Origin of the sequence: Planococcus daihaiensis, assembly GCF_049262615.1 — a bacterium.
Taxonomy (GTDB): Bacteria; Bacillota; Bacilli; order Bacillales_A; family Planococcaceae; genus Planococcus.
In genome coordinates this window covers 1,333,897-1,360,123 of sequence record NZ_CP175504.1, presented here as the reverse complement: position 1 = coordinate 1,360,123, position 26,227 = coordinate 1,333,897, and the positions used below count along the sequence as shown (strand labels likewise).

25 protein-coding genes, 2 pseudogenes and 1 riboswitch are annotated in these 26,227 nt (G+C 47.9%); of the genes and pseudogenes, 22 read left to right on the top strand and 5 right to left on the bottom strand.

Translation table 11 applies throughout. From position 1 onward, the window contains the following. Positions 1-29 precede the first annotated feature (29 nt). From DHX103_RS06410 to DHX103_RS06400, 3 genes are read left to right on the top strand one after another with little or no spacing between them, the layout of a single operon-like run. Entirely contained in the window at positions 30-326 is a 297-nt protein-coding gene (locus tag DHX103_RS06410; RefSeq protein ID WP_422124442.1) for a MarR family transcriptional regulator, read from the top strand. A 49-nt stretch (positions 327-375) separates the two neighbouring features. Further along, a complete protein-coding gene (locus DHX103_RS06405) occupies positions 376-576 on the top strand; it encodes a helix-turn-helix domain-containing protein (protein WP_422124441.1) in 201 nt (66 codons plus the stop codon). A gap of 50 nt (positions 577-626) precedes the next feature. Next, complete coding sequence (locus DHX103_RS06400; protein ID WP_422124440.1) at positions 627-1,061, top strand: hypothetical protein; 435 nt, start codon at positions 627-629, stop codon at positions 1,059-1,061. A gap of 38 nt (positions 1,062-1,099) precedes the next feature. Here the strand turns inward: DHX103_RS06400 and DHX103_RS06395 are convergent, their stop codons facing one another. Together DHX103_RS06395 and DHX103_RS06390 are read right to left on the bottom strand one after the other, a co-directional pair. Continuing rightward, positions 1,100-1,279 (bottom strand): hypothetical protein, encoded by a 180-nt coding sequence (locus DHX103_RS06395; RefSeq protein WP_422124439.1) that lies wholly within the window; start codon positions 1,277-1,279, stop codon positions 1,100-1,102. Positions 1,280-1,394: 115 nt separating this feature from the next. After that, positions 1,395-2,696: an MFS transporter gene (locus DHX103_RS06390; protein ID WP_422124438.1), complete on the bottom strand. Its 1,302-nt coding sequence runs from the start codon at positions 2,694-2,696 to the stop codon at positions 1,395-1,397. Between the two features lie 347 nt (positions 2,697-3,043). Next, positions 3,044-3,220: riboswitch (cobalamin riboswitch) on the top strand. A gap of 161 nt (positions 3,221-3,381) precedes the next feature. On the opposite strand from DHX103_RS06390, the gene DHX103_RS06385 reads away from it, so the two are divergent. The 10 genes and pseudogenes from DHX103_RS06385 to DHX103_RS06340 all read left to right on the top strand — a co-directional run bounded on the left by DHX103_RS06385 (position 3,382) and on the right by DHX103_RS06340 (position 11,883). After that, the gene (locus tag DHX103_RS06385; protein ID WP_422124733.1) at positions 3,382-3,867 is read left to right on the top strand and encodes an acyl-CoA thioesterase; all 486 of its coding nucleotides are present in this window, start codon (positions 3,382-3,384) and stop codon (positions 3,865-3,867) included. Position 3,868: 1 nt separating this feature from the next. Beyond that, positions 3,869-5,488, top strand: a pseudogene (locus DHX103_RS06380) (ribonucleotide reductase N-terminal alpha domain-containing protein); the annotation flags it as partial. Positions 5,489-5,614: 126 nt separating this feature from the next. Next, positions 5,615-6,352, top strand: a complete 738-nt coding sequence (locus tag DHX103_RS06375) for an NUMOD3 domain-containing DNA-binding protein (protein ID WP_422124437.1) — start codon at positions 5,615-5,617, stop codon at positions 6,350-6,352. A gap of 186 nt (positions 6,353-6,538) precedes the next feature. Continuing rightward, a pseudogene (locus DHX103_RS06370) lies at positions 6,539-7,201 on the top strand (ribonucleoside-diphosphate reductase subunit alpha); the annotation flags it as partial. Between the two features lie 13 nt (positions 7,202-7,214). Further along, positions 7,215-8,261, top strand: coding sequence for a ribonucleotide-diphosphate reductase subunit beta (locus DHX103_RS06365; protein WP_422124436.1), 1,047 nt, complete (start codon positions 7,215-7,217; stop codon positions 8,259-8,261). Continuing rightward, positions 8,242-8,736 (top strand): flavodoxin domain-containing protein, encoded by a 495-nt coding sequence (locus DHX103_RS06360; protein WP_422124435.1) that lies wholly within the window; start codon positions 8,242-8,244, stop codon positions 8,734-8,736. The genes DHX103_RS06365 and DHX103_RS06360 overlap by 20 nt, the downstream gene beginning before the upstream one ends. A gap of 275 nt (positions 8,737-9,011) precedes the next feature. After that, entirely contained in the window at positions 9,012-9,341 is a 330-nt protein-coding gene (locus DHX103_RS06355; protein WP_422124434.1) for a PadR family transcriptional regulator, read from the top strand. Then, positions 9,338-10,528: a DUF2812 domain-containing protein gene (locus DHX103_RS06350; RefSeq protein WP_422124433.1), complete on the top strand. Its 1,191-nt coding sequence runs from the start codon at positions 9,338-9,340 to the stop codon at positions 10,526-10,528. Before DHX103_RS06355 ends, DHX103_RS06350 begins: the two co-directional genes overlap by 4 nt. A gap of 148 nt (positions 10,529-10,676) precedes the next feature. Beyond that, complete coding sequence (locus tag DHX103_RS06345) at positions 10,677-11,243, top strand: sigma-70 family RNA polymerase sigma factor (RefSeq protein ID WP_422124432.1); 567 nt, start codon at positions 10,677-10,679, stop codon at positions 11,241-11,243. Next, on the top strand, positions 11,230-11,883 hold the full coding sequence (locus tag DHX103_RS06340; protein WP_422124431.1) for a hypothetical protein: 654 nt from the start codon (positions 11,230-11,232) through the stop codon (positions 11,881-11,883). The genes DHX103_RS06345 and DHX103_RS06340 overlap by 14 nt, the downstream gene beginning before the upstream one ends. A 240-nt stretch (positions 11,884-12,123) precedes the next feature. On the opposite strand, the gene DHX103_RS06335 is transcribed toward DHX103_RS06340, so the two are convergent. From DHX103_RS06335 to DHX103_RS06325, 3 genes are all read right to left on the bottom strand, one after another. Then, positions 12,124-12,870 carry an ABC transporter ATP-binding protein gene (locus DHX103_RS06335; RefSeq protein WP_422124430.1) on the bottom strand — a complete coding sequence of 249 codons (747 nt, stop codon included), beginning with the start codon at positions 12,868-12,870 and terminating at the stop codon, positions 12,124-12,126. 1 nt (position 12,871) lies between these two features. Continuing rightward, positions 12,872-14,503 carry an ABC transporter permease gene (locus DHX103_RS06330; RefSeq protein WP_422124429.1) on the bottom strand — a complete coding sequence of 544 codons (1,632 nt, stop codon included), beginning with the start codon at positions 14,501-14,503 and terminating at the stop codon, positions 12,872-12,874. A gap of 75 nt (positions 14,504-14,578) precedes the next feature. Next, positions 14,579-15,643: an extracellular solute-binding protein gene (locus tag DHX103_RS06325; protein ID WP_422124428.1), complete on the bottom strand. Its 1,065-nt coding sequence runs from the start codon at positions 15,641-15,643 to the stop codon at positions 14,579-14,581. A gap of 219 nt (positions 15,644-15,862) precedes the next feature. Between DHX103_RS06325 and DHX103_RS06320 the strand changes: the two genes are divergently transcribed. The 9 genes from DHX103_RS06320 to DHX103_RS06280 all read left to right on the top strand — a co-directional run bounded on the left by DHX103_RS06320 (position 15,863) and on the right by DHX103_RS06280 (position 26,209). Next, positions 15,863-17,359, top strand: a complete 1,497-nt coding sequence (locus DHX103_RS06320) for an amidase family protein (RefSeq protein ID WP_422124427.1) — start codon at positions 15,863-15,865, stop codon at positions 17,357-17,359. Positions 17,360-17,616: 257 nt separating this feature from the next. Beyond that, complete coding sequence (locus DHX103_RS06315) at positions 17,617-18,243, top strand: anthranilate synthase component II (protein ID WP_422124426.1); 627 nt, start codon at positions 17,617-17,619, stop codon at positions 18,241-18,243. After that, positions 18,218-19,960, top strand: a complete 1,743-nt coding sequence (gene pabB, locus DHX103_RS06310) for an aminodeoxychorismate synthase component I (protein ID WP_422124425.1) — start codon at positions 18,218-18,220, stop codon at positions 19,958-19,960. The genes DHX103_RS06315 and pabB overlap by 26 nt, the downstream gene beginning before the upstream one ends. A gap of 393 nt (positions 19,961-20,353) precedes the next feature. Next, positions 20,354-21,112, top strand: coding sequence for a 2-dehydro-3-deoxy-D-gluconate 5-dehydrogenase KduD (gene kduD / locus DHX103_RS06305; RefSeq protein WP_422124732.1), 759 nt, complete (start codon positions 20,354-20,356; stop codon positions 21,110-21,112). 116 nt (positions 21,113-21,228) lie between these two features. Further along, positions 21,229-22,125 (top strand): phosphogluconate dehydrogenase (NAD(+)-dependent, decarboxylating), encoded by an 897-nt coding sequence (gene gnd, locus DHX103_RS06300; RefSeq protein ID WP_422124424.1) that lies wholly within the window; start codon positions 21,229-21,231, stop codon positions 22,123-22,125. Positions 22,126-22,206: 81 nt separating this feature from the next. Beyond that, the gene (locus tag DHX103_RS06295; protein ID WP_422124423.1) at positions 22,207-23,256 is read left to right on the top strand and encodes a TRAP transporter substrate-binding protein; all 1,050 of its coding nucleotides are present in this window, start codon (positions 22,207-22,209) and stop codon (positions 23,254-23,256) included. Between the two features lie 133 nt (positions 23,257-23,389). Beyond that, a complete protein-coding gene (locus tag DHX103_RS06290) occupies positions 23,390-23,899 on the top strand; it encodes a TRAP transporter small permease (RefSeq protein WP_422124422.1) in 510 nt (169 codons plus the stop codon). 32 nt (positions 23,900-23,931) lie between these two features. Then, on the top strand, positions 23,932-25,206 hold the full coding sequence (locus DHX103_RS06285; RefSeq protein WP_422124421.1) for a TRAP transporter large permease: 1,275 nt from the start codon (positions 23,932-23,934) through the stop codon (positions 25,204-25,206). 37 nt (positions 25,207-25,243) lie between these two features. Then, positions 25,244-26,209: a sugar kinase gene (locus DHX103_RS06280; RefSeq protein WP_422124420.1), complete on the top strand. Its 966-nt coding sequence runs from the start codon at positions 25,244-25,246 to the stop codon at positions 26,207-26,209. Positions 26,210-26,227: the final 18 nt, after the last annotated feature.

Here is a 26,227-nt window from a genome sequence, read left to right as displayed (position 1 = left end):
TTTTTGTAATTATATAGGAGGTGCACGTTGTGGCTGGAAAATCTGCAGTTTATGAAAATTTGAGGTTGGGAGAAAGTGACTTATTGAAAAAGTCGCGAAGCTGCTTTAACGACCAGGATGAAAAGAACAGGAAATATGGGGAAGTATTCATGATTTATTTTCTTGCCAATTGTTCTTCTGAAGGGGTGCTGTTTAAAACCATCAAAGAGATTACTACAGATCTGAACATGTCACATGCAGCCTTGACAAAAGTTTTGAAAACATTGGAAGACAAGCAATTCATCTATCGCCGGAATGGCATAATTGGGCTTCATCTGGAAAAGTGATCGGCAGTAAAGGGTAATTCACGTAAATTATGCGAAAAAGAGGTGCATGATGATGGTGAATATGATCGGTGACCTGCAGGGATTGAGAAAAGCCAAGGGATTATCATCAAAAGAACTCGCCCAGCAAGTGGGTGTTGCAACCAGTGCAATCTGGGGCTATGAAAGCGGAGCGAAGAAAATGTCACAAGAACATGCCGAACGGCTGGCACAATTTTTCGATGTTTCACCGGAAACGCTGCTGCGGCATTAATTACACGCTGCCTGCAACCTAAGGGCAGAACAGAAAGGGAAGGGGACCTCATGAAAAACACAGAAGCTTCAACAAATCATTTCTACCGGGAACGTGCCTTTACGGACCTTGCGGAAGGTTTGGAAGGCCGTGACCAGGAAATCGCCAAAAATGCCTTATGGGAAATTCAGGTGTTGAAACGGGAAGTCCAATTGTTGCGCCGGGAAAAAGATTTATTGCTGCACGACAAAAAAGAACTCAACGAGTCCTTGAAAAGCGAGAAATACCGATCCAAGGAAATGCTGCGCTATTTCAGCCGCTGGACGGAAGATTTTGCAAAAATCATTAAGATACCGATTGATATGGAAAACGAAGCGCATATCCGCCAGCATTATTTTTCATTGCGTGAATCGGCCAAAAACCTTGTTCACAGCTGCAGACGGAAATTGAAGGAAAACGATTTTGCGACGGATGAAACGGAGAAGCAAACAGTCAAAAGGCATTGATGGAGCAAGCGCTTGGCTGTGGGCACCAGCAGGGGCGGCTATTGCCCGCCTCCATAATGGTCAGTGTTCCCGCCACCCATATTATAATTGCTGCTCTCTCCCGGTTTTGCATTTGAATTTATTGCCCGGTTCGCAGTATTATTATTCTTTTTTCTTCTCCAATCAATAAAACCTGCAAAACCGATCATGCCAAAAACCATGACAAAAAACCAAGTCATATTGTGTCACCTCCATTTTTTTGATAATTCTATTTATAAGTATACCAATAAATTGGAAGAAAAAAACAGGGAGATTCTATTGAAAGAATCCTCCTGCATCATCTGGCGCTTCGCTTTATTCGCTGAAAAGCGGCGCTTTTTCAATGTGGCGCGGTGCTGGCAAAGCAAGAATTTTTTCTTTTTTGGTCTCTTTGGTTGGCGGATTCGCCATTAAAGCTGCGGCCATGCCGATTGCGGGAAACAGCATCAATGCCCAAAGAATCTGCTGATAGCCGCCGAAAAAGTCGAACGCGATGCCGAGCGGCAAGGGACCAAGCGCCGATCCAGTCACAATCATTGCCATCGCAATGCCGCTGATACTGCCGATGTGCTTGCGTCCGAAATAATTTGGCCAGACAACTGCCATAACGATACGTTCCATCCCCGTGCTTACTCCCCAAACCAACCCGAAAACAACGGCAGCTCCCAGGAAATTCGCATTTTGCAAAAGAAACAGAGAAACTATCTCACCTGCAAAAACCAGCACAAGCATATACTGCACTTTCACTTTATCAAGCAACAAACCCGTCAGGAAAGTCACGGGCAGCCCTATCAGCGCCGTTAAACTTAAAATTCCTGCAGCGGCCTCAAGCGACAAGGAATTTTCTTTAAAAATAGAAACCAGATGAAACGTTAATCCAGTGTTCACAATGCCCGGAATTGCCGCACAGATGAGCAATAGCCAGAAAGCCCGCGTCTTGGAAGCTTCGCCGACCGACCAGCTGGCTTCTTCCGGCCGTTTTTTGGTCTTATCCGTTTTTTCAGCTGAACCATTATCCGGCAGTAAGCCGACATCTTCCGGTGAGTTCCGGATTAAGAGGAGTGCCAGTGGCGTGAACAGCACAATAATTATTGCGCCGAGCACTATCCACGACATGCGCCAACCGAACGCCTCGATCAGCCAGACGTTCAACAGCGGAAACGCTGCCGAACTGACCAATCCGCCAATCGCGGAAATGCTCAGTGCACGTCCTCTCTTCTTCACAAACCATTGCGGGATCAACGAATTCGAAATCAGCGCCATGGACCCCTGACCCAATAACCGTATAAAGAAAAAGCCGATGAACAGCATAAGCAAACTGGTGACAAAACTATTGAACAGGCAGGCAACCGCCAGCAAAGCTGATACGATGACGGCCATCTTCCGGGACCCGTTGCGGTCGATCAAACGCCCCACAAAAAACAGCAAAAAGCCCGCCGCCAATGTGGCGCCCGAGTATATGCCGGACACCGTCGAGCGGCTCCAGCCAAAATCCTGAATATAATAATCGATGAAAATCGCATTGGAAAAAGTCTGTCCGGGGCCTGAGAAGAACTGTGACAAAGCCGCAATTGCGACAATGACCCAGCCGTAGTGGTTAGTAGTGAATTGTTTCATGACAAAAATTGCATCTCCATTACTGTTGAGTAGCCAAAAACCGCAGCAAATAAAAAATCATATACTTATTCGAACGACATTTTCTTATCATAGCATAACTAATTTTTAAAGAAAGCAGATGAGACTACAGTAATAGAAATGAAATCTATCTGATAATTGCTATTTTCAGATAATCAATAAATGCTTGGATATTTGTTTTGGTTGCTGTAGTTTAAAAGGTATACGTTAGTTTTTCTAAAATGGAGCAAAAATTTAACAGGAGGGAGACCTTGCCAAAAATCATCAGCTGAGATATAGTTTAGAAATACAATATTTAGTTTGTAATTTATAAGAAAACACAATATATAGTAAAAACCGATAATAAAGGTGCCTGAAAAGGCTTAATAGGGAAGCCGGTGAAAATCCGGAGCTGTACCCGCAACTGTAAGTGCTGACGAGCTATGGAAACCACTGTCGAAAGATGGGAAGGCCATAGCAGAGGATGATGCACAAGCCAGGAGACCTGCCTTCGTTATATGTTAATTGCCTTCTCCGGGAGCTGGGGGGTGTAACGATGGTCTTAACAGGATACGGCACGGCTTTCGTCTGCTCCATTCCTTTTATGCTGCGTTATTCAACCCATCCTCTCTCCGGAGAAGATGGGTTTTTCTATGTCTGTTTTTTAATCGAAGGGATGGAGCATACTATGGAACAGCAAATATCAGCAGGCATATCACGGACAATTCAAACGAGGCTGGTGCTGCCGCCGGATACCAATCACATGGGCACGATTTTTGGAGGGACGGTGCTCGCTTACATTGACGAAATTGCAGCAATCACGGCGATGAAGCACAGCGGCAAAGTGGTGGTGACGGCCTCGATCGATACGGTCAATTTTCTGTCATCGGCCCGGATCGGCAATGTGCTGATTTTGGAAGGCGTGGTCATCTCGACCGGCCGCACGTCGATGGAAGTTTACGTGAAAGCGGAATGCCAGGACATTGCAACGCGTGAGCGGACGCTGACCACGACAGCAATCCTGACAATGGTGGCGGTGGATGAACATGGTAAACCGACGCCGGTTCCGGGCGTAATTCCCGAAACCGACAAAGAGGAGCATTTATTCAAAAACGCACAGGCGAGAAAAGAACGCCGGATGAAACTGAACGAATTTGCGAAGGAGCTGGTATAGCATGAAGATGGAACTTTCAACAGAGATGGATGCAGTCGGGAAAGCATTGGAGCGTGCAGAGCGATTGCACGGCCTTGATACTGAGGCTTTGCGCAATAAAATCGGAGAGCTGGATGGGCGAATCGATACGGAACAATCGATGCATTACGCGCTCAACCGCATTTCGATGGACGAACCGAACTGGACGTTCCTGGCGGCGGAACTGTATGCCAGTGAGCTATACCGGCAGGCAGCCGCAAGCCGCAGCTATAGAGCGCAAGAGAAATATGGCGACTTTTATCTGCTCGTCGAAAAACTCTCACGAATCGGCATTTATTCCGATGAGTTATTGGCGGCCTATTCAGAAGCGGAAATTCGTGAACTCGGCGCAGCCATCGAACCGGAGCGTGATTTGTTATTCAATTACATCGGCTTATTCTTATTGGGGGACCGCTATCTTGCGAAGGATTACGAAGGCAATCTCCATGAATTGCCGCAGGAACGTTTCCTCGTCATTGCGATGGCGCTGATGCAGAACGAACCGGGGCACAAGCGTGCGCAACTGGTGCGGGAAGCGTATTGGGCGATGAGCAATTTGTACATGACGGTGGCGACGCCGACACTGTCGAATGCCGGTAAGAGTTTCGGCCAGCTGTCGTCCTGCTTTATCGATACGGTGGACGATTCGCTGGACGGCATTTACATGAACAACTGGGACATCGCGCGGCTCAGCAAAGACGGCGGCGGGCTCGGCATTTATTACGGTAAAGTGCGGGCACTGGGCTCAGACATCAAAAAATTCAAAGGCAATTCGTCGGGCGTCATTCCGTGGATCCGCCTCGTCAACGATACAGCGGTCAGCGTCGATCAGTTGGGACAGCGGCAAGGTGCGGTTGCGGTGTACCTTGACGTGTTCCACAAAGACATCATGAACGGCTTCCTGGATCTGAAAACGAATAATGGCGACGAACGACGGAAAGCACATGATATTTTCACGGGTGTCACGATTCCGGATCTGTTTATGAAAACATTGAAGGAAACGGATGAGGGAGGTCGCAGTGTCGGCGAATGGCATACGTTCTGCCCGCATCAGGTGAAGCAGGTGATGGGCTGGAAGGATGCGGCAGGCAATGCGCTCGGTCTGGAAGATTTCTATGATGAAACGGACCATGCGTATTTCACAGAAAAATACGCGGAGGCGGTTGCCAATCCTTTATTGCCGCGAAAGACCTACCGGGCGATGGACATCATGGCGCGGATCATGGTGTCTCAGCTGGAGACCGGTACGCCGTATATGTTCTACCGAGATGAAGTCAATCGCCAGAATCCGAACAAACATCTGCGCGGACGCGGGTTGACGTCGATTTACTGCAGTAATCTGTGTTCAGAAATCACACAAAACATGTCGGCGACGACAATCGTCAACGAATACACCGATGCGGATGGCAATCTCGTGATGGTGCGCAAGCCCGGCGATTTTGTGGTCTGCAACCTGTCGTCGATCAATCTGCCGCGTGCGGTGAAAGCGGACGTGCTGGAGCGCTTGGTGCCGATTCAAATGCGCATGCTGGACAACGTCATCGATTTAAATACGATTTCGGTCGGGCAGGCGGATGCCACGAATAAGAAATACAGAGCCATTGACTATCCAGTGGCTTAAAGGGGTAACCCTTTAAGAAAACCCTGTTAAACGGGGAAACTCTCAGAAGAGACAATCCCGTGCTAAATTATCTCAACTAAAATCTCGAAGAAAGGAGGAAAGATAATTATGAAGGGAATATATCTGATTTTAAACACTTATACTGGAAAATATTATGTAGGACAGACAGTAAACTTAGAAAAGAGAAAAAAATGTCATTTTTGTGCATTGAAAAGCAACAGACATGAGAATGACCATCTTCAAAAAAGTTTTAATAAATACGGTATAGATGTATTTGATTTTTCTATATTAGAACAAGATGAAAATTTTTCTCAAGAAGAACTTAATGTTCTCGAAGAGTTTTATGTAAAAAAATTCAATAGCTTCTATAACGGATACAACTTAACTTTAGGTGGAACAGGTACAAAAGGGCGCTCTTTTTCTGAACTAGAGAGAAAAATCCGGTCAGAAAAAATGAAAGGTAGAGGAAATCACTTCTACGGTAAAAGTCATTCTGAACAAACGAGAAAAATGTTATCTGAAAACGCTGCATTAAAAACTGGAGAAAAAAACCCTTTCTTCGGTAAAACCCACGTAGATAATTGGAAAGAATTAAGAGTGAAATTATATGAAGAAAAAATCTTAAATGGTTGGATTTCAAGCAATAGAGGAATCCCTAAACCACAGTACGCTGTGGAAGCTATGAAATTAAATATGCCTCATAAAAAAGAAATATTAGTAGATGGTATATTGTATCAAAGCATATCTGAATGTGCGCTTCTAACAGGCATTAAACGGACTACAGTAAGAGCAAGACTTAAAAACAAGAATTTCCCTGATTATCTTTACAATACAGTTGAGGTATAAATGCCGAACGACTATCGAAACCGCTCACTACGAGTTAAGGGAGTAGAGTACACTATAAGTCTATGATAGTGGAAAAGCAGGGGTTCCTTTCGAAAAGGAACGTGATATAGTCTAATCTGCATAGTGATATGCAGCAGTTCATAAGAGAACGGGTAAAGGCTTACGACCTTTATTGAATATAAATGAGGATTAGGTACTTTCGGATGGCATCACCTTCTGGCACTTGAAGGCATCCACTGGGAAACGGAAGAAGCCGTTGATTATGCGGATAAGCTGTACGAAGAAATCGCTTTTCATTCCATCCGTTCCTCGATGAAGCTTGCGAAAGAAAAAGGCAGCTATAGTGAATATACTGGATCGGAATGGCAGACCGGTGAGTATTTCAGACGCAAAGGCTACGACAGCGCCCGCTGGCAGCAGCTTTACAATGACATAACCGAGCACGGCGTCCGCAACGGCTGGATGATGGCGGTGGCCCCGAACTCGTCGACTGCGAAAATAGGCGGCTCGACAGATGGCATCGATCCGCTTTACGCGGTTGAATACGCAGAAGAAAAGAAAAACTTCAAATTCAAAGTGACGGCACCGGACCTCGATCACCGGACGTACGATTATTACCGCCGGGCGAGACACGTACTGGACCAGAAATGGAGCATCCGCCAGAACGCGGCAAGGCAGCGCCATATCGATCAGGCCATCAGCTTCAACCTGTATGTGCCGCATACCATTAAAGCGAAGGAATTGCTGGAGCTTCACCTGGAAGCCTGGCAGCAGGGATTGAAAACGACTTATTACGTACGCAGCACGTCGCAGGCTGAAATCGAAGAATGCGAAGCGTGCCAGAGCTGAAGGAGGATTTAAGATGTCAGTCCATACACCGTTAACAAAGATCAAATTGCTCAATCCGGAACATCCGAACAAATCGACGGGTATCCTGAACGGGAAATCTTCCGGTTTATTGAACTGGAATGATATCGCCTATCCGCAGATGTATGATCTGTACCAGACGCTGCTGTCGAATTTTTGGAAGGCGCAGGAAATCAATATGCAGGACGATATCAAGCAATGGGACCACCTGACGGATACGGAGAGGGACGTGTTTCTGCGCATCAATACGCAGCTGGCATCACTCGACAGCCTGCAGACGCCGACGATGACGATGGCGATGGATTATGTGACCGACTCGAGTTTCAAGGCGATTTTCGCCGTCATCGCCCAGCAGGAAGCGGTCCATAACGAATCGTATTCCTATATCCTGAGTTCGCTCGTGTCGGTGGCGGAGCAGAATGCGCGTTTCGATCAGGCGAAAAGCGATCCGGTCGTGCGCAAGCGCAATGAAGGGATTCTCGATGCCTACGAAGAATTCCGCCAGAATCCGACGCCGCAAACCTTGTTCCAGCTCGGCATCAATTCGATTAACCTCGAAGGCATTTATTTCTACGCCGGTTTTGCGTTCTTCTATCATTTGGCGCGCCAGCAGAAGATGCTGAAAACGAGCACGATGATCAGCTACATCCAGCGCGACGAGATGCAGCATGCCTATTTCATCGGCCAGTTTGTGCGGATCCTGCTGACGGAGAATCCCGAGTTGAACAATGAAGAGAACATCGATTATATATACAAGACTGTTGAAGGGGCGGTGCAGCTGGAGAAGGAATGGGCTGAGTATATTCTAAGGGATATCGAAGGTCTTGATCTGGACGAATTTGGCGATTATGTTGAATACCTGGCCAATAAACGCCTGCGCCAGCTCGGCATGAAAAATCTCTACGAAGAACGCAGCAACCCGATGCCGTGGATTCAGGTGTTCGGCGATGATATGATGAACGGCACCAAATCAGATTTCTTTGAACAGAAATCACGCACCTATTCGAAAGTGTCCCAATCCAATGGTTTCGACGAGCTGTAAACCGGCTATCGCCATCGTCTACAGCTCGGTAACGGGGAACACCGCAGAACTTGCGGGCATGCTGTTGGAATGTTCCCAGCAGCGTTGGACGAATGTGCGGGTTTTCGGACCGCGGGAATTCTGCCATGAAAAGATTGTTGATTTCGATGCGGTGATGGTCGGCACGTATACGTGGGGAAGCGGGGAAATTCCTGATGAAATGCGGAATGTCTACCGGCATTTTGAGGCGACAGAGTGTAAGGCTGTCGTAACGGCAGTGTTCGGCACGGGCGACAGTTTCTTTGCAGAATTTTGCGGAGGCGTTGACCGGTTCCGGGATATGCTTTACGTTCATACAGCTTTGGCCGCGACACTGAAAATCGAATTGATGCCACAGGAGAAAGATCTGGCACGGTGTGGGAAATTTGTTGAAGCGGTGTGTGGACGACTAGTGGAAACTGATGGAATGAGAAAGCGCAAAGTGACTTGCAGTTAGAGTTGCTTTGCTTTTTTTTGTTGGGGGATAATTAGGCAATCGCCGATAAAAAGGGGGAAATCGCTGATAAACCTTCAAAAATCGCTGATAAACCCCTGAAAATCGCCGATAAACGCCAAAAAATCGACGATAAATCGAAATCGCGGGCAGCCGCGGCTACCACCCAATATCAAAAGGGTGCATTTTTTAGTGAGAAATAATTTTTAAAAAAATTACCCCTTTTATGTCACGTCGTGATATAGTCGAGTTACGACATAATGAAAAGAGGGTTGCCCGTGGACATCCAAAAAATGTTGAAGAAATATGTGCCGATGACCGAAACGGCTTTCTATATATTATTGTCCCTGACCGAACCGCGGCATGGCTACGGCATCGTCAAACATGTGGAAGAAATTACAGCAGGCCGGTTGAAACTGGGTTCTGGAACGGTTTACGGCACGCTGCTCAAAATGCAGAAAGATGGCGTGATTACGGTGTTCGCCGATGAGCAACGGAAAACCGTCTATGAAATCACCGATGCCGGCAAAGAACTGATGAAGGCGGAAATCGTAAGGATTAAAGAAGTGCACCGCAATGCAATCGCGTTTGAGGAGGGATTCGAGTGAAAAAAATCTACAGACCGTTATGGAGTTATGACGTTCAAAAAACAGAATTATGGCTGGCGGATATGGCGGAAAAAGGGTTGGTTTTTGAAAGACTGAACCGCTGGACACGCTGTTTTTATTTTGAAGAGCGGGAGCCGCAAGCGCGGATTTACCGCATTGCTTACGACAAAATGAAATCATCTGTATTGCCGAAAACGCTGCAGGAAGAAGGATGGGACCAAGCTGCAACCGCTGGCAATTGGAAGTTCAGTACGAACAGCCAACCGGAAAGCGTAATTCAGACTTCTCCGGTCCGGGATGGAATCGTTAAGCATAACCGGTTTCTTACTTATTTATTTCTCCCTATGCTTTTTTATTTCGGTGCCATCCTACTGAATTTTACTGCTTCGATGTTCTCTGCCTGGGTACTGGAGGGCGGCAGTAATATTGTGGAAAGTCCGATGTGGGTGGTGACTTATCTTTTCTTCGCCTTCGTGTTGGGCAGCGTGATCTTCGGGATTTATTCGATAGTCAAAATTACGCGGACAAACAAGGAGCTCGAAGTCACGGAAACTATCTATACGACAGCCGTCATCGATCAACGCGACACACAGACGGAAAAGGAATTAAAGAAAGCGGGCCGCTTGGTGAGAAAAGTGAAGTTCGCCTGGATTTATTCGCCCGACAAAACGGAGCAGTGGTTGGAGTCCATGGAACTGAAAGGCTTTAATCTGCATCGAGTTAATAAATTAGGCAACGTGTTTTATTTCATAACAGGTGAACCGCGGCGTATCGCTTACCGGGTGGATTATCAAAGGGGTCCGACCGAAAGTTATTATGCGATTCACCGAGAAGCGGGATGGAAAGAAAAATTCGTTTCGTACTCGAATATGGAGAAATGGACGATCTGGAGCCAGGTGTATGCGGAAGCCGAGGAGCGGCCGCAGCTTTACAGCGATCGGAGCAGCCGCCTCAAACATGCAAAGCGCATCGCGATTACGTATACGGCATTGTTCTTTCCGCTGGTCGCTTTCTATATTTATTTCATCACCAGCATTATTAGCAGAGCAGATACAATTCAGGATTGGTTTATATGGAACAGCAGCGGTGTGTTTATGATTGCTATTCTGGTTTTCAGCACATTCATCTTCCGAATATGGGCGTATTACGGCCGTTTGAGAAAACAGACAACAGCTTGGGGGAACTGAACATCTCATGAGGGTGACAGTCACCCGCTCAATTCAGAAGCAATTCAAAGGCCTCGCATCCGCGAGGCCTTTTTCCTTTATAATGAAAAAATATGAGTCAAAATGATTTCGGTGTCCGTCTAATCTGTGAAGGGAGTTGCTATCGTGCATGGAAACATTAGGGACCGGCGAGACGAGTAAAGAATTATGGCAGGAAACTGCCGACGAGCATGCAGTGCTGGAAAGTCTGATGCAGCAGTTTGGCTCGGAACTGAAAAGAATTGCCTTTTTATATGTTAACGACCGGGCTGAATGTGAAGACATCATCCAGGAAGTTTTTATCAGCGCTTTTAAAAATCTGTCGGGATTTCGGCATGAGGCCAGCTACAAAACGTGGTTGATCCGGATGACCATCAATAAATGCAAAGACTATCACAGGCTCTGGAGCATCCGCAACCTCGTTTACAAACCAGCTGTAAAGCTCTTGAAAAAGGGCAACTCCGCTGAAGAAGAGTTGATCGGGGAAGAAGATGCGAAAGAAGTGGCGGCAACCATTGCCGCGCTGCCGAACAAGTATAAGGAAGTTCTCATCCTTTATTATTATCAGGAATTGACGATGCAGGAAATAGCAGATGTCGTGGAACTCAACATCAATACCGTAAAATCGCGGTTGCTGCGAGGCAAGCAAGCGCTGCAGGCAAAACTGGAAAGGGGTGTCGGCAATGGAAGGGTTTGACCGTGAGATTTCCGCGAAACTTAAAAAAGTCGCCAATGACAATGTCCGTTTTACACATGAAGACAAAATGGCGGTGCAACAGAAGACGCATAAAATGCAGGCGGGCAATCGCCGATTCCAACCGGTATACTGGGCGGTACTGGCTTCAGCGGCAACGCTCTTTTTGTTTCTCGGTTTTATCTATGCAACCGATTCGGGCTTGCTGGAAACCGGGCCGGATACGGATTATATGACGCCGGCAAGTGACGGTGAAATGGGCTATACTGTCGAAGACCTGCAAGACATTGAGTTTGAGATCGTGGAAAAGGAGCCGCTGGACGAAACAACCCGCCGGTATACACTCGAAGTTGTGAACGGGTCGGAACATCACCTTGTTGACGCGGTATTTACTCTCAGCCATCCGATCAAGATGGAAAATGGTGTGCGGGGAAATACATTTAAAGCGGAAACCAGGTTGAACAATGTCGCACCGGACGAAACGCGCCGGTTCGAGATGGAATTGCCGAGCGGCATCTTCGACGAGGAACTGGTTGACGTGGAGAGTGAATCCATGGCTTTGATCGGCTATTTAAATAAAATCAAAGGTGAAAATATCTTTCATATAGGTCGTTCCAACAGCGTTGTAGACGGGGACGAGTGATTTTGGGGGATAAGAGAGCAGCGGACTGGAAGTTTCAGTCCGCTGTTTTTATTTGTGCGCGGAAACAGACATTTCTGCGCGGAAATCAAAATTTGTGCTCAACTTAATAAAAATGCGCCTTATCTGATAAATATCATACATCCAGAACAACTCATAGTCCTTAAAGATCGACCGCTTCAGACAGCCCACACCTAAAAAAATCCCCGCCGCTCATCAATCGAGCTGCGGGGATTTCTGTATTTATACGCCAATCAGGGTTTTTTCAACGAAGCCATCTGTTGTTTGCTCAACGCCCGGCTGGCGGTACGTATCGAGCATATCGCAAGGACGGCCGACAAAGTCGATGCGGCCGTCTTTCAAACGGACGATACGGTCGGCAAGAATGTGAGCATCTTTTTCGTCATGCGTAACGAAAATCGAAGTGATATTCGCTTTTTTCAGGATGTCGCGCAGTTCCTCGCGGATTTTGCCTTGCAGTTCTGCATCCAAATTGCTGAACGGTTCATCCAGCAGGATCAGGTGCGGATTCGGTGCAACGGCACGCGCAATGGCGACGCGCTGCTGTTGGCCGCCACTGAGTTGATGCGGGTAGCGTTTACCAAAATCCTGCAGCTCGACGAGTTCAAGCACTTCCTGGAGACGTTTCTTTTTGGCGGATTTTTTCATCCGGAACAGCCCGAACAGAATATTCTCGGAAACGGTCAAATGAGGGAAAAGTGCATAATCTTGGAATACCATGCCGATGCCGCGTTTTTCGGGCTGCAGGAAGGTTTTATTGTCAAAAAGCACTTCGTCCTGAATGACGAGACGGCCCTTTTCAGGCTTTTCGAGGCCGGCCAACAGGCGCAGCACCGTACTTTTGCCGCTGCCGCTGCGTCCGAGAATGGAGATAACCTCTCCTTTTTCAATCTTCAGTGAGAAATTATCAAGTGCTTTAGTTTTTGCATTTGAGTACGAAAAACAAACGTCTTCGATGGCTACAAACATGCTAATCCAACTCCCTTTCAAGGAACTTATAAAAGAAAACAATGGCCAGGGCACTAATACCGATAATCAGCAGGGAAGCCTGGGAAGCTTCCATGATTTTTTCATCACTTGCGTATTGAAAAGCTTTCGTGGAAAGTGTATCAAAATTGAACGGACGCAGAATCAGCGTCAACGGGATTTCTTTCAGCACATCGATGAATACCAGGATGAAACCGCTGATAATGGCGCCTTTCATCATGGGCATATCGACTTTAAAGAACGTTTTCGTGACGCCGAAACCGAGTATGCGGGAAGCATCACGGAAATCGGTGCCAATTTTATCATAGCCCGTTTCGATGGAATTATAGCCAATCGCGAAAAATCGGATGATGTACGCTGTGATGAGCAACACAATGCTGACACTCAGGAGCAGCGTCGTGCTGAACCCGGCCCATACATAGATCGGAGCCAGGAAACGGTCGAGGCCAATAAAGGCGGTGACCACTGCGACGGCGATGACAGCTCCGGGAATCGAATAACCGAGAACCGTCAGCCGCGGCAGGAGTTTGCCAAGCCGGCCGCGCACCAAGCGGGCAAAATTGCCGACAATTAACGCGAAGACGATGATCAAGGTGGCGCTGAGTCCGGCGACGAAAACAGAATTTTTCACGTAGCTCATAAATTCATCCATCGGAATGGTGCCGAATGTCAAAATGGTCCAGTCGATTAATTGCGCGACCGGTATAAAGAAGGCGAGGGACAGGATGCCAAATCCATAACCTGTCGCCGCTGCCGCCTTCCAACCTGACAGTTTGATCAGGGGGAGGGGGCGAACCTTCGTTGTTGAATAGCTGTATTGCCGTCTGCCCCGGAGGAGCTTCTCAATCATCAGGATCAGAATGACAAAGCCCATCAGCGAAGCGGCAAGCTTAATCGACGTTTCGATATCACCCAGTCCGAACCAGGTTTGGAATATAGCGGTTGTAAATGTCTGAACACCATAATATTTTACCACACCATAGTCATTAAGTACCTCTAGAACGACCAAACTGGCTCCGGCAATGATGGAAATCCGCGAAATTGGTAGTACGACCTGGAAAAAAGTCTTCCAAGGCCCTTTGCCGAGAATGCGCGTACTTTCGATCAGAGATGCTGACTGCTGCGACAGGTAAACTTGAGTGATGGAGTATACATACGGATACAGGAACATCGTATAGATGAAAATTGCCCCCGGCAAATTCATGATATCGAAAAAGGCCGGATTGACTGCTATGCCCAAGTCATCGCGCAGCGTCGTTTGAACAACGCCCGTATAGCTCAGCATGCCGTGATACGTATAGGCACCGATAAACGGCGGGATGGATAACGGAAGGATCAACGCCCATTTCAGGAAACGGCGCATCGGAAAGTCATATTGGGCAATCAGCCACGCTAGGCTCAAACCAATCATAATGGTGAAGAATGCCGTTGCTACCGTCAGAATCAGTGAGTTTGTCACAAATCCCCACAGCACGAATTCCTTCATATGCTCCCAATTTTCGTTGGAAGGAGTGAACAGGCCGGTTACAATCGTCAGGTTCGGGAGGAACAGCAGAATGATGATAATCACCGCACCGACTGTCCAGGTATTTATGTTTGTGAATCTGTGCTGCACGTTTCTGCCTCCTCCTTCCAATCGCAAGAAATCCCCTGCTGCAATTAAGGTCGCAACAAGGGCTTTAGCATTTACTTATTTCCAGCCGACTTCATTTGAAATCAGAATGGCTTTCGAATTGTGATCACCAAGAACGGACAACGGAATGTCCTGTTCTTCGAATTCGCCCCAAGACGTCAATAATTCGTTCGGTTCAACATTCGGGTTGATCGGGTACTCGTAATTGGCTGCAGCGAATGTTTCCTGAGCTTCAGGAGCAGACAGGAACTCAAGCAATTTCACGGCATTTTCCTGGTTATCAGAAGCTTTCACGACACCAGCGCCACTGACATTAATGTGTGTGCCGGTAGTATCCTGGTTCGGGAAGAATACGCCAAGGCTTTCCGCGACTTTCACTTCTTCAGGATCTTCGGAATTCAGCATTTGACCGAAATAATACGTGTTCATAATGGCTACGTCGCCAATGCCTGCTGCAATGGCTTTTGCCTGATCACGGTCTCCGCCTTCAGGATCGCGTGCGAAATTGGCTACCAAACCGGCTGCCCATTCCTTCGTTGCTTCTTCACCATTAATTTCGATGAATGAAGCCAATAGAGACTGGTTGTAAACATTTTCAGAACTGCGGATCAGCACTCGGCCTTTCCATTCTTCTTCAGTAAGAGCTTCGTAAGTAGAAAGCTCATCCGGTTGGACAGTTTCTTTATTATATAGAATGACACGGGCACGCTTCGTCAAGCCATACCACATCTGGTCGCTGTCCTGGAAGTTTGCAGGAACTTGCTCATCCAAAGTGTCGCTTGAAACTGGCTGCAGCAAATCATCCGCTTTCGCGCGGTGCAGGCGTCCAGCGTCAGCTGTTAAAAATAGATCGGCTTGCGTTGCGTCGCCTTCGCGCTTGATGCGCTCAAGCAATTCATCGGCTTCGCCTTTGATGACATTCACTTTAATGCCTGATTCTTCTTCGAATTTTGCATATAATTCATCGTCCACGTCGTAATGGCGCGCTGTATACAGGTTAACTTCTTTGCTCTCGTTTGTCTCGTTTGAAGTACTAGTTTCCGTGCCTGCTTCGTCCTGACCGCCGCATGCAGCAAGGATTAATGCAGTTAATGCAATTACCAAAAATAAAAGCTTTTTCATATATTATTTCGCTCCTTCTAATTTTTATTATGTAAGAAATCCTTTCCAAATGAAAATGATTCTCAATATCAATTGTAGGGGGCTCCATTGAGAATGTCAATGCCTATCTTTTTAGAATTTGCCGACTTTATGAAAAAGGTGTGAACATTGGGTAAAAGTCGAAATGGTATACTTTGCTTATATATAGAAGTAAACGCTATTTATGGAAGGGGTATGAAGATGAAAGTGGAGGAATATATGACGCTGGATGCGGTCGGCATGGCAGCTTTATTGAAGGATAAAGAAGTGAGCGGTGAAGAGTTGCTGGATCTGAGTTTTCAGCGGTTCGAACAGGTCAATCCCGGGCTGAACGCTTTTACAGCAACCCGGAAGGAACGGGCACAAAAAGAGTTGAACACGATTCCGAACGGCGGATTTTCCGGTGTGCCGATGGCGCTGAAAAATATTTCACAGGCATTGGCAGGTGAAAAGCTGACAGCCGGCTCGACATTGCTGAAAGATATGAAAGCTTCGCAGGATTCACATTTGACTGCTAAGCTGCGGGGTGCCGGCTTTACATTTGTCGGTCACACCAATACGCCGGAATTCGGGCTGAAGAATATCAGTGAACCGGAACTATACGGGGCAAGCCGCAATCCGTGGAATCCGGATTATTCGCCAGGTGGATCAAGCGGCGGCTCGGCAGCCGCAGTCGCTTCCGGTATTGTGCCGTTAGCAGGTGCCAGTGATGGAGGCGGCTCCATCCGGATTCCGGCGTCGTTCACCGGCTTGTTCGGTTTAAAGCCAACGCGCGGCCGTATGCCGGTGGGGCCCGGTGCGGGACGCCAATGGCAAGGTGCCTCCATCGATTTCGTCTTAACTCGGACGATACGTGATAGTTCGGCGATGCTGGATTTATTGCAGACGGTGCAGCCGGCCGCCGCTTTCCACACGCCATTATTTCCCGGGAAATATAGCGAAGAAATGGATAGGGATTTTCCCCGGCCACTGAAAATAGCTTTTTCTATCGAATCACCTGTTGGCACGCCGGTTTCCGAAGAAGCTCGCCTGGCGGTAATGAAAACGGTGAAATGGCTGGAGCAGCAGGGGCACAGAGTCGAAGAAAAAGGCAATGGAATTGATGGCGGCGGTTTGATGCGTGATTATTACCTCATGAACAGCGGGGAAATGGCGCTGCTGGCACGCAATCTGAAAAAAGCGGCCGGACGCGAATTGACTGCGGCTGATATGGAAATCGAGTCATGGCTGCTGAGCCAGGCGGGATTGCAAGTATCCGCGGCTGACTATTCCGCGAGCCTTGCTTCGTGGGACGCAGCCGCCGCAAAAATGGCGGCGCTTCATGAGAACTATGATTTTTTCGTGACACCGGCGACAGCTTTCGCTGCGCCTAAAGTCGGCGAGCTGACGCATAGCCCGGAATCACGCAGCAATTTGCTTAGCAATTGGCAGCGTGCAGAGACGATGGCGGCACAGCAGGAACTCATCTATGACATGTTCTTGCCGAGCCTCACCTATACGCCGTATACGCAGCTCGCCAATTTGACCGGACAGCCAGCGATGTCGTTGCCTGTGCACATCACGGAAAACGGCTTACCGCTCGGCGTACAGGTAATGGCCGGAAAAGGGCAGGAGCATCTGCTGCTGCAACTCGCCCGTCAGATTGAGCAAACGGATCTGTGGCAGGGAATGAAGGGAAATCCTGGATTTAAGATTTGATGATGTCCGAACAAAAACTTTACAATCGCTGTTTTTTTTGGAGAATCGCTGATAAACGGGGAAAAATCGCTGATAAACCGTCGGAAATCGCTGATAAACGACAAAAAACCGCTGATAAACCATGAAAAATCGCCGATAAAGGCGCAGGCGACATTCCTCCTTCAGCGATTAAAAGTAAGTAGTCGACTGCTTTTCATTTATCCCCCAGAACACGTATAATAGAACAGCCTGACATACTTACTAAAGAGGTGTGTTCCATGATCTTAATCATCGATAACCATGACTCATTCACATATAATCTCGTTCATTATTTTGAACAGCTGGACAATGAAGTGCTGGTGTTTCAAAATGCAGAAATTACCGCAGCAGAAATCGGCAGGCTGTCGCCGGATTTAATTGTCCTGTCACCTGGTCCCGGCCGGCCGGCGAAGCAAGGCGCAAGCCGCGAAGTGCTGGAACAGCTGAGCAGCAAGATACCGATTCTTGGCGTCTGCCTCGGCCATCAGGCGATTGTCGAATATTTCGGCGGCACCGTCATTAAAGGCAGCGAGCCCGTGCACGGCAAGGTTTTCGAAATGTCTCACGATAGGAGAGGGTTGTTCGTAGACATTCCTTGTCCGACACAAGTTACCCGCTATCACTCGTTAACAGCTGAGGTTTCTTCCGTGCCGGAATGTCTCGAAATTACAGCCCGCACAAGCGACGGAGCGGTGATGGCGGTGCGCCACAGGGAATTGCCGATCAGCGGAATTCAATTTCATCCAGAGTCCATTTTGACGCTGGATGGATTTCAAATGCTGAAAAATGCCTTCGAGCAGGCGAAAGCTTGGCAGGCAGCTAAGAAAGGAGCGGCGGTGGATGGAAAAACCCTATCTTCTTTTTGAATTTCGCAATCAGCGAGGCGAAATCGAACCGCTCGAATTTATAGATCCAATTGAGGTTTTGCAAACCCATGACATCGGAGAAGTTCCGCTGATCATGAAAAAAGTTGAGGAGGCTGTGGACCGGGGCTATTACGCTGCCGGCTTCGTTTCTTATGAAGCAGCGCCAGCTTTTCAGCCGGAAATGGAAACCCGTGAAATCGGAGTTCTTCCATTAATATGGTTCGGGATATACGAAGAACCGAACATTCCTGTTGAAGAGGTGCCGATAGCTGAAGAATATGCGGTGGGCGATTGGCAAATGGCGGGGTCGCCGGAAGCTTATCAATCGGGCATCCAGCAGATCAAGCAGGCCATCGAAGAAGGATATACGTATCAGGTCAATTACACGGAGCGGCTGCACGCCGATTTCAGCGGGGCTGATTTTTCATTTTACCGCCAGCTTGCGCGCAATCAGCAGGCCGACTACGGCGCCTACCTGAACATTGGAGATCACAGCATCCTGTCGGCTTCGCCCGAACTATTTTTCCGTGTCGACGACGGGCGGCTGACCACCAAGCCGATGAAAGGCACAGCGGCGAGAGGCCATACGCTCGCAGAAGATAAGACGCAAATTGCCGCATTGCTCGCTTCTGACAAAGAACGGGCGGAAAACCTGATGATTGTTGATCTCCTGCGGAACGATATGAGCCGTCTGGCCAATAAAGGCACAGTGAAAGTCGACAAGCTGTTCGAAGTGGAAACGTATCCGACCGTTCATCAGATGACTTCAACCATAGAAGCGGAACTTGCGCCGGATCTGACTATTTCCGACTGGTTCAAGGCTTTATTCCCGTGCGGGTCGATTACGGGGGCACCGAAAATCAGTACGATGCATACGATTGCGCAGCTGGAAGCGACACCGCGCGAAGTTTATTGCGGCGCCATCGGTTACATCACACCGCACAATAATGCGGTATTCAACGTACCGATCCGGACGGTCATGATCGACAAGAAAGAAGGCAAGGCGCGCTACGGTGTCGGCGGTGGTGTGACTTGGGACTCAACTTCGGAAGGCGAATTCCAGGAGCTGCAGACGAAAGCCGAAGTGCTGACCGCACGCCGCCCGGAATTTCAGCTGCTCGAATCGCTGAAACTGGAAAACGGCAGCTATCCCTTATTGAGTTATCACCTGAAGCGCCTGAAGGATTCCGCTGCTTACTTTCAGTTTCCTGCAAATACAGCCGAAGTGTCAGCGCAGCTTGCCGGACTTGCGGCTGAATTTCCGGAAGGCATTTACAAAGTGCGTCTGCTGCTGGACCGCGGCGGAGCGATCACTCTCGAAGCGCAGGAAACAGCAGCGGTTGCACAGCCTGTTGCATGTGCACTTGCCGCGTCGCCGGTCGACAGCGCTGATGCATTCCTGTATCACAAAACGACGCACCGACAGGTTTATGACAAGGCCACCGAAAAAATTCCGCCGGAAATATTTTCCGTTCTGTTATGGAATGAAAACGGCGAGCTCACGGAATTTGCAATCGGCAACCTTGTTGTGGAACGCGCCGGTGAATTCTATACGCCACCGGTGAGCTGTGGTTTGCTGCCGGGCACTTTCCGCCAGCAGCTTCTCGATGCAGGGACAATAAAAGAGAGAATCATCCTGAAAGATGAGCTTGGCGACTCTGATGCCATCTGGTTCATCAACGGCGTCCGCGGCTGGCTGCGGGTGAAAATGAGTTGAATTGATATGGAAGTGGCAAGCTTTTCGTTCGCGAGGAGCTAGCTGCTTTTTTTACTTAGTCTAAAAATGGGTAATTATCAGGTGCGTAAAGGTTAAAGTCATGAACTTCTCCATTAGAAATACACATTTCTTCCTATTAGAAGCAATCCGATGGAACTAAATTCCGTAAACTGTCATAAAACAAAATAAAACATTTTTCGATAATTTAAAATAATAGTTGAAATTATTTCCGTACCGTTTATAATGAATTTATGGAAGGGTTTACATTCTTCTTTATTAGCAGAAAAAAACCTTACATAAAGCAATACCGGATCTTTTATAACTGAATAACAACGGAATTTATTTCCGAAGAATATTTTGCAATAAAACAGGATAGAAAGCGGGGTTTTCAACATCACTCAAGCACTTTTTGATCTGACAGGAAAAACCGCGGTCATCACCGGTGGCAACCGGGGGCTGGGGAAAGAAATTTCTCTCGGGCTTGCGAGAGCGGGTGCGAATATCGTCGTCGTTGCCAGAAATATTGATGAAGAAGTGCTCGAAGAAATTCGGAAGCTTGGCGTGAAAGCGGCGAAAGTCGAATTCGATTTGCTGAATTTCAAGCAATACGGCGAATTGCTGGAGCGCTGCACCGATTTGACGGGAAGCATCGATATCCTCGTGAATAACGCCGGCGTGCAGAAACGGCACGATTCGACGGACTTTCCGAAAGAAGATTGGGATTTTGTGATGGATGTTAATGCGAATGCCGCGTTCTTTATGTGCCAGACCTTCGGTGCGCATATGCTGGCCAATGGCAGCGGAAAGATTATTAATCTGGCTTCGCTGCTGTCCTACCAAGGCGGCATGCGTGTACCCGCTTACGCGGCGAGCAAAGGGGCCGTGATTCAGTTCACGAAATCCCTGGCGAATGAATGGGCGCACCGCGGCGTCAACGTTAATGCGATCGCCCCGGGTTATATGGACACGGAGATGAATACAGCATTGCTGGCGGACGAAACACGCAACCGCCAGATTCTGGAACGCATTCCGGCAGGTCGCTGGGGCAAACCGGAAGACATGCAGGGAGCGGCAGTATTCCTCGCTTCCGCCGCATCGGATTATCTGCACGGCATCACCATTCCGGTTGACGGAGGCTGGCTCGGAAGATAAATTCACCGAAACAGCAAAAAAACAATAAAAAACTTCTTGAATTCGGCTATTGCATACTTTACAGTTTGAAAAGCGCCAAAATGTTTTTTGAAGTAAAAAGAAAGGGGTTACATCTTATGAAGTTAGCTATGATTGGCGTCGGCAAAATGGGCTATAACCTGGCATTGAACTTGATGGACAATGGCCACGAAGTCGTCGCAACCGACGCAAACCGCGAACAAGTTGATAAAATCGCTGCTGATGGCGCGATTGGCGCTTATACATTGGAAGAAGTTGTTCAACAACTGGAAAAACCCCGCGTTCTTTTCATGCTGGTGCCACACGGCGAGATTACGGAAAGTGTCATCGCGACATTGAAACCGCTTCTTGACGCAGGCGACATCATCATCGACGGAGGCAACTCCAATTACAAAGAATCGGTGAGACTGGGTGAAAGCCTGAAAGAAAACGGCATCCACTTTATGGATTGCGGAACGAGCGGCGGAGTTTCCGGTGCGCGTGAAGGAATCTGTACGATGATCGGCGGCGATCCGGAAGCATTCAAGATCATCGAACCCGTCATCAAAAGTGTGTCTGTCGAAAACGGTTATTTCTATACCGGCGAACTCGGCAGTGGACATTTCCTTAAGATGATTCACAACGGCATCGAATACGGCATGATGCAGGCAATGGCTGAAGGCTTCGATATTCTTGAGAAGAGCCAATACGATTATGACCTGGAAGGCGTGGCGAAAGTCTGGAACAATGGTTCCGTCATCCGCTCATGGCTGATGGAATTGGTCGAGAACGCATTTTCGAAAGATCCGAAACTGGAAGAAATCCGCGGCGTCATGAACTCTTCAGGTGAAGGGAAATGGACCGTTGAAACTGCGCTTGATCTGCAGGTTCCGGCTCCGGTCATCACGATGTCACTCTTGATGCGTTACCGTTCGCAGGAAGACGATACCTTTACCGGTAAAGTCGTAGCGGCGCTTCGCAATGAATTCGGCGGCCACGAAGTCGTCAAAAAATAAAGTCGGTTACACAAGCTCCACCATATAGAACGTTACACAAGCTCCACAAAATAAAAAAACACTAAAAAAGGGGAGACTGACATGAAAAAATTATTATCTTTATTCGTATTAGCAATGATGGTATTGGTTCTAGCAGCATGCGGAGGCGGCAACGATGACGCAACTGAAGGATCTGGAGACGAAGGCGAAGGATCTGGTGAAACGAAAACAATCCGCGCAGGTATCGGCCTTAACGATTCACACCCACAGTATTTGGCATTATTGGAATGGAAAAAACTTGTGGAAGAAAGAACTGACGGCGCGATTGAAGTTGAAACTTACCACAGCAGCCAATTGGGCGATGACCGCTCAATGACTGAAGCATTGCAACTTGGTTCACAGGAAGTAACAATTCCTTCTACAGCACCAATCGCTAACTTTGTACCAGAATACAGCGTATTTGATTTCCCATTCCTTTTCCCTAACGCAGAAGTTGCGGATAAAGTATTGGACGGCGAGGTTGGCCATAAATTCCTTGATATGCTTGAAGAACAGAACCTGGTTGGACTTGCTTACTGGGAAAATGGATTCCGTGATATCACGAACAACGAACGCCCTATCGAATCAGCAAGCGATTTCTCTGGATTGAAATTGCGTACGATGGAAAATGAATTGCACCTTGATGCTTTTAAAGCTCTAGGAGCAAACCCGACGCCAATGGCATTCGGTGAATTGTTTACAGCAATGCAGCAAGGTACTGTTGATGGACAGGAAAACCCAATCCCGACAATCTACCTGCAAGGATTCTACGAAGTACAGGAATTCGTTTCAGCAACAAACCATATCTACAGCCCATTTGTTTTCTTGATGAGCAAAGATTTCTTTGACGGATTGACTGAAGAGCAACAAACAATCGTAACAGAAGCAGCTGTTGAAGCTGGAGCTCTTAACCGCGAACTTAACCGTGAAGCGACTGCTCAAAACGTTGAAGATTTGAAAGAAGAAGGTATGACTTACAATGAATTGACTCCGGAAGCACGTGCGGAAATGATTGAAATCATTCAGCCGGTGCTTGACGAGTATGCAGAAAAAATCGGTGCAGAAACAGTTCAGGAAGTTTACGATGCAATCGAAGCTGCTGAAGCAGAGTAAGAGTAATATACAATAAACGGCTTTGGGGAGGATTCTTTCCTCAAAGCCGTTTTCTTGCTATTTAGATTGCACAAAAAATCTTTCTAAATCAGCCCGAAAACGAAATAAATACATATTGATAAAGGAGACTGACATGAAAATCCTACATTGGTTAGACCGGCATATCGAGGAAGTGTTATTGGTTCTTTTTTCCACGGTGATGGTAGCGGTCATTTTTATGCAAGTGGTCATGAGACAGCTCGACAACTCCCTGTCCTGGACTGAAGAACTGGCGCGCTATTGCTTTATCTGGCTCGTTTATATCGGCATCAGCTACGGAGTCAAAAAAGACCGTCACATCAAAGTGGATGTCATGCTCTTGATATTGAAAAACAAAGGCAAGATCATTTTGACAATTATCGCAAACCTGCTGTTTATCGCATTTGCCATTTTCGTTATCCGATATGGCTACGACATTGCGATGCAATTACTTTCATTCGGCCAGAAATCTCCGGCCAACCAGATTCCGATGGGGCTTATCTATCTGGCTACACCAGTAGGCATGGGCTTGACATTGATCCGCCTGATCCAAAACCTGGTAAAACACATCAAAGCGCTGAAGCATGAAATGAATCAAGATAAGAAAGTCGAAAAACTAGGGTAAGCCCGGAATGAAACATCTAGGAGGTTTATAGAATGACTATTGCAGTGTTATTTGGCAGTTTTGCACTTTTGCTGATCCTGACGGTGCCAATTGGTATCGCAATCGGCTTATCGACGCTACTCACAATTATGTATACCGGCAGTTTGCCGGTTGAATTCCTCGCGAAAGAATTAATCACGTCGGTCGACTCCTTTCCATTGATGGCAGTGCCATTCTTTATCCTTGCCGGTGAAATAATGGGTAAAGGCGGCATTTCCGAACGTCTTTTTAATGTAGCGAATGCGCTTGTCGGCAACAGAACCGGCGGCTTCGCCATTGCAACAATCATCACGTGTATGTTCTTTGCAGCCATTTCCGGCTCTGGTCCCGCAACGGTTGCGGCTATCGGCGGAATCATGATTCCAGCCATGGTGCGTCAAGGTTACGACATTAAATTCGCCACCGCAACCGTCGCGGCAGCCGGATCGATCGGTGTTATCATCCCACCGAGTATCCCAATGGTCATCTACGGGGTAACAGGCAGCGTTTCGATCGGTGATTTGTTCATCGCCGGTATCGTACCAGGGGTTCTTGTCGGACTCGCGATGATCTCATGGGCTTATTTCTATTCGAAGAAACAAGGCTATAAAGGTCTTGATGAAAAAACTTCATTGAAGAAAATCGCTATTGCTTTCTGGGAAGCGAAATGGGCGTTGCTCATTCCGGTCATCATCCTGGGGGGTATTTACGGCGGTATTTTCACGCCGACAGAAGCAGCAGTTATTGCAGTAGTTTACGGTTTATTTGCCGCGATGGTCCTTTATCGCGCATTGAAATTCCGTGATTTGCCGAAAGTCATCATCGATTCCGCATTGACGACAGCGACTGTGCTGATCATCGTCGGAACGGCGAACGCTTTCGGACGTCTTTTGACAATCGAACAGGTGCCGGTGCAGATTGCTGACGCCCTGCTGTCGATTTCCACGAATCAATACGTCATCATCCTCTTGATCATGCTGTTATTGCTGGTCGTGGGTATGTTCATGGATACACTTGCCGCCATCATCATTTTGACACCAATCCTGTTGCCTATTGCCGTGCAGATCGGTTACGATCCGGTGCATTTCGGTATTCTGATGGTCGTCAACCTGGCAATCGGTTTCTTCACACCGCCAGTCGGAGTCAACTTATTCGTCGCTTCCGGAATTTCGGGCGTTTCCATCGAGTCATTGTCACGCGCAGTGATGCCGTTTGTGCTCTCGATGATTGTCACGCTCTTGTTCCTGACATTCGTTCCGGCTATCACGATGTTCTTTATTCCAGAATAATTAAACCCGGAAAAACGAAAAAGAAGGTTGTGTCACTATGAAAAAATCAGAAGTGTTTACATTCGGTGAAACGATGGTGCTGTTCCAGCCGGAGCAAATGCTGCCGCTAGAATATATCCATCAGTTTCCGAAAAAAATCGGTGGCGCGGAATCGAACGTGGCCATTGGCCTCACAAGGCTCGGCCATTCCGTCACTTGGTTCAGCAAACTCGGCAACGACCCATTCGGCCGCTTTGTATTGAAAAATGTCCGCGGAGAAGGCGTCGACGTTTCTTCCTGTCTTTTGACAGATGAAGCGCCGACCGGCCTCCTGTTCAAAGAACAATTATCGCCGGAAGACATGAACGTCTATTATTACCGGAAAGGCTCGGCCGCGAGTCTCATGCAGCCGGATGAACTGGACGCTGGCGCAATCGCCGCCGCGCGCATCCTGCACATCAGCGGCATCACGCCGGCGCTCAGCGATTCGGCACGCGCAACTGTTATGGAAGCAATCGAAATTGCAAAACGCAACGGCACAATAATTGTATTCGATCCGAATTTGCGCTTGAAATTGTGGAGCGCTGAACAAGCTAAGAAAACGTTCAACGAAATCGCCGATAATGCCGACGTTATTCTGCCGGGCCTCGATGAAGGCCAGTTGATGACCGGTGAAACGGACGTCGAAGCAGTCGCGCAGGCACTCGCAGGCGACACAGACAAAATCATCGTCATCAAACTCGGTGACAAAGGTGCCTATCTGCATGCAAAAGATCAGCAAGCTTATGTCGAGGGATTCCCGGTGGACCGCATTGTTGACCCTGTTGGCGCAGGAGACGGTTTTGCCGCAGGCGTCATCAGCGGCCTCTTGCGTGAAGAACCATTGGAACAAACGGTTCGCCGCGCCAATGCCATCGGTGCAATGGTCGTCGGAGTCAGCGGTGATATTGAAGGGCTGCCGACATTCGAAGCAGTCGAACGCTTTATGAAACCGGCCGGTGCAAACCGCGACGTAAAACGCTAAACCGAGGAGGAAGCAGCC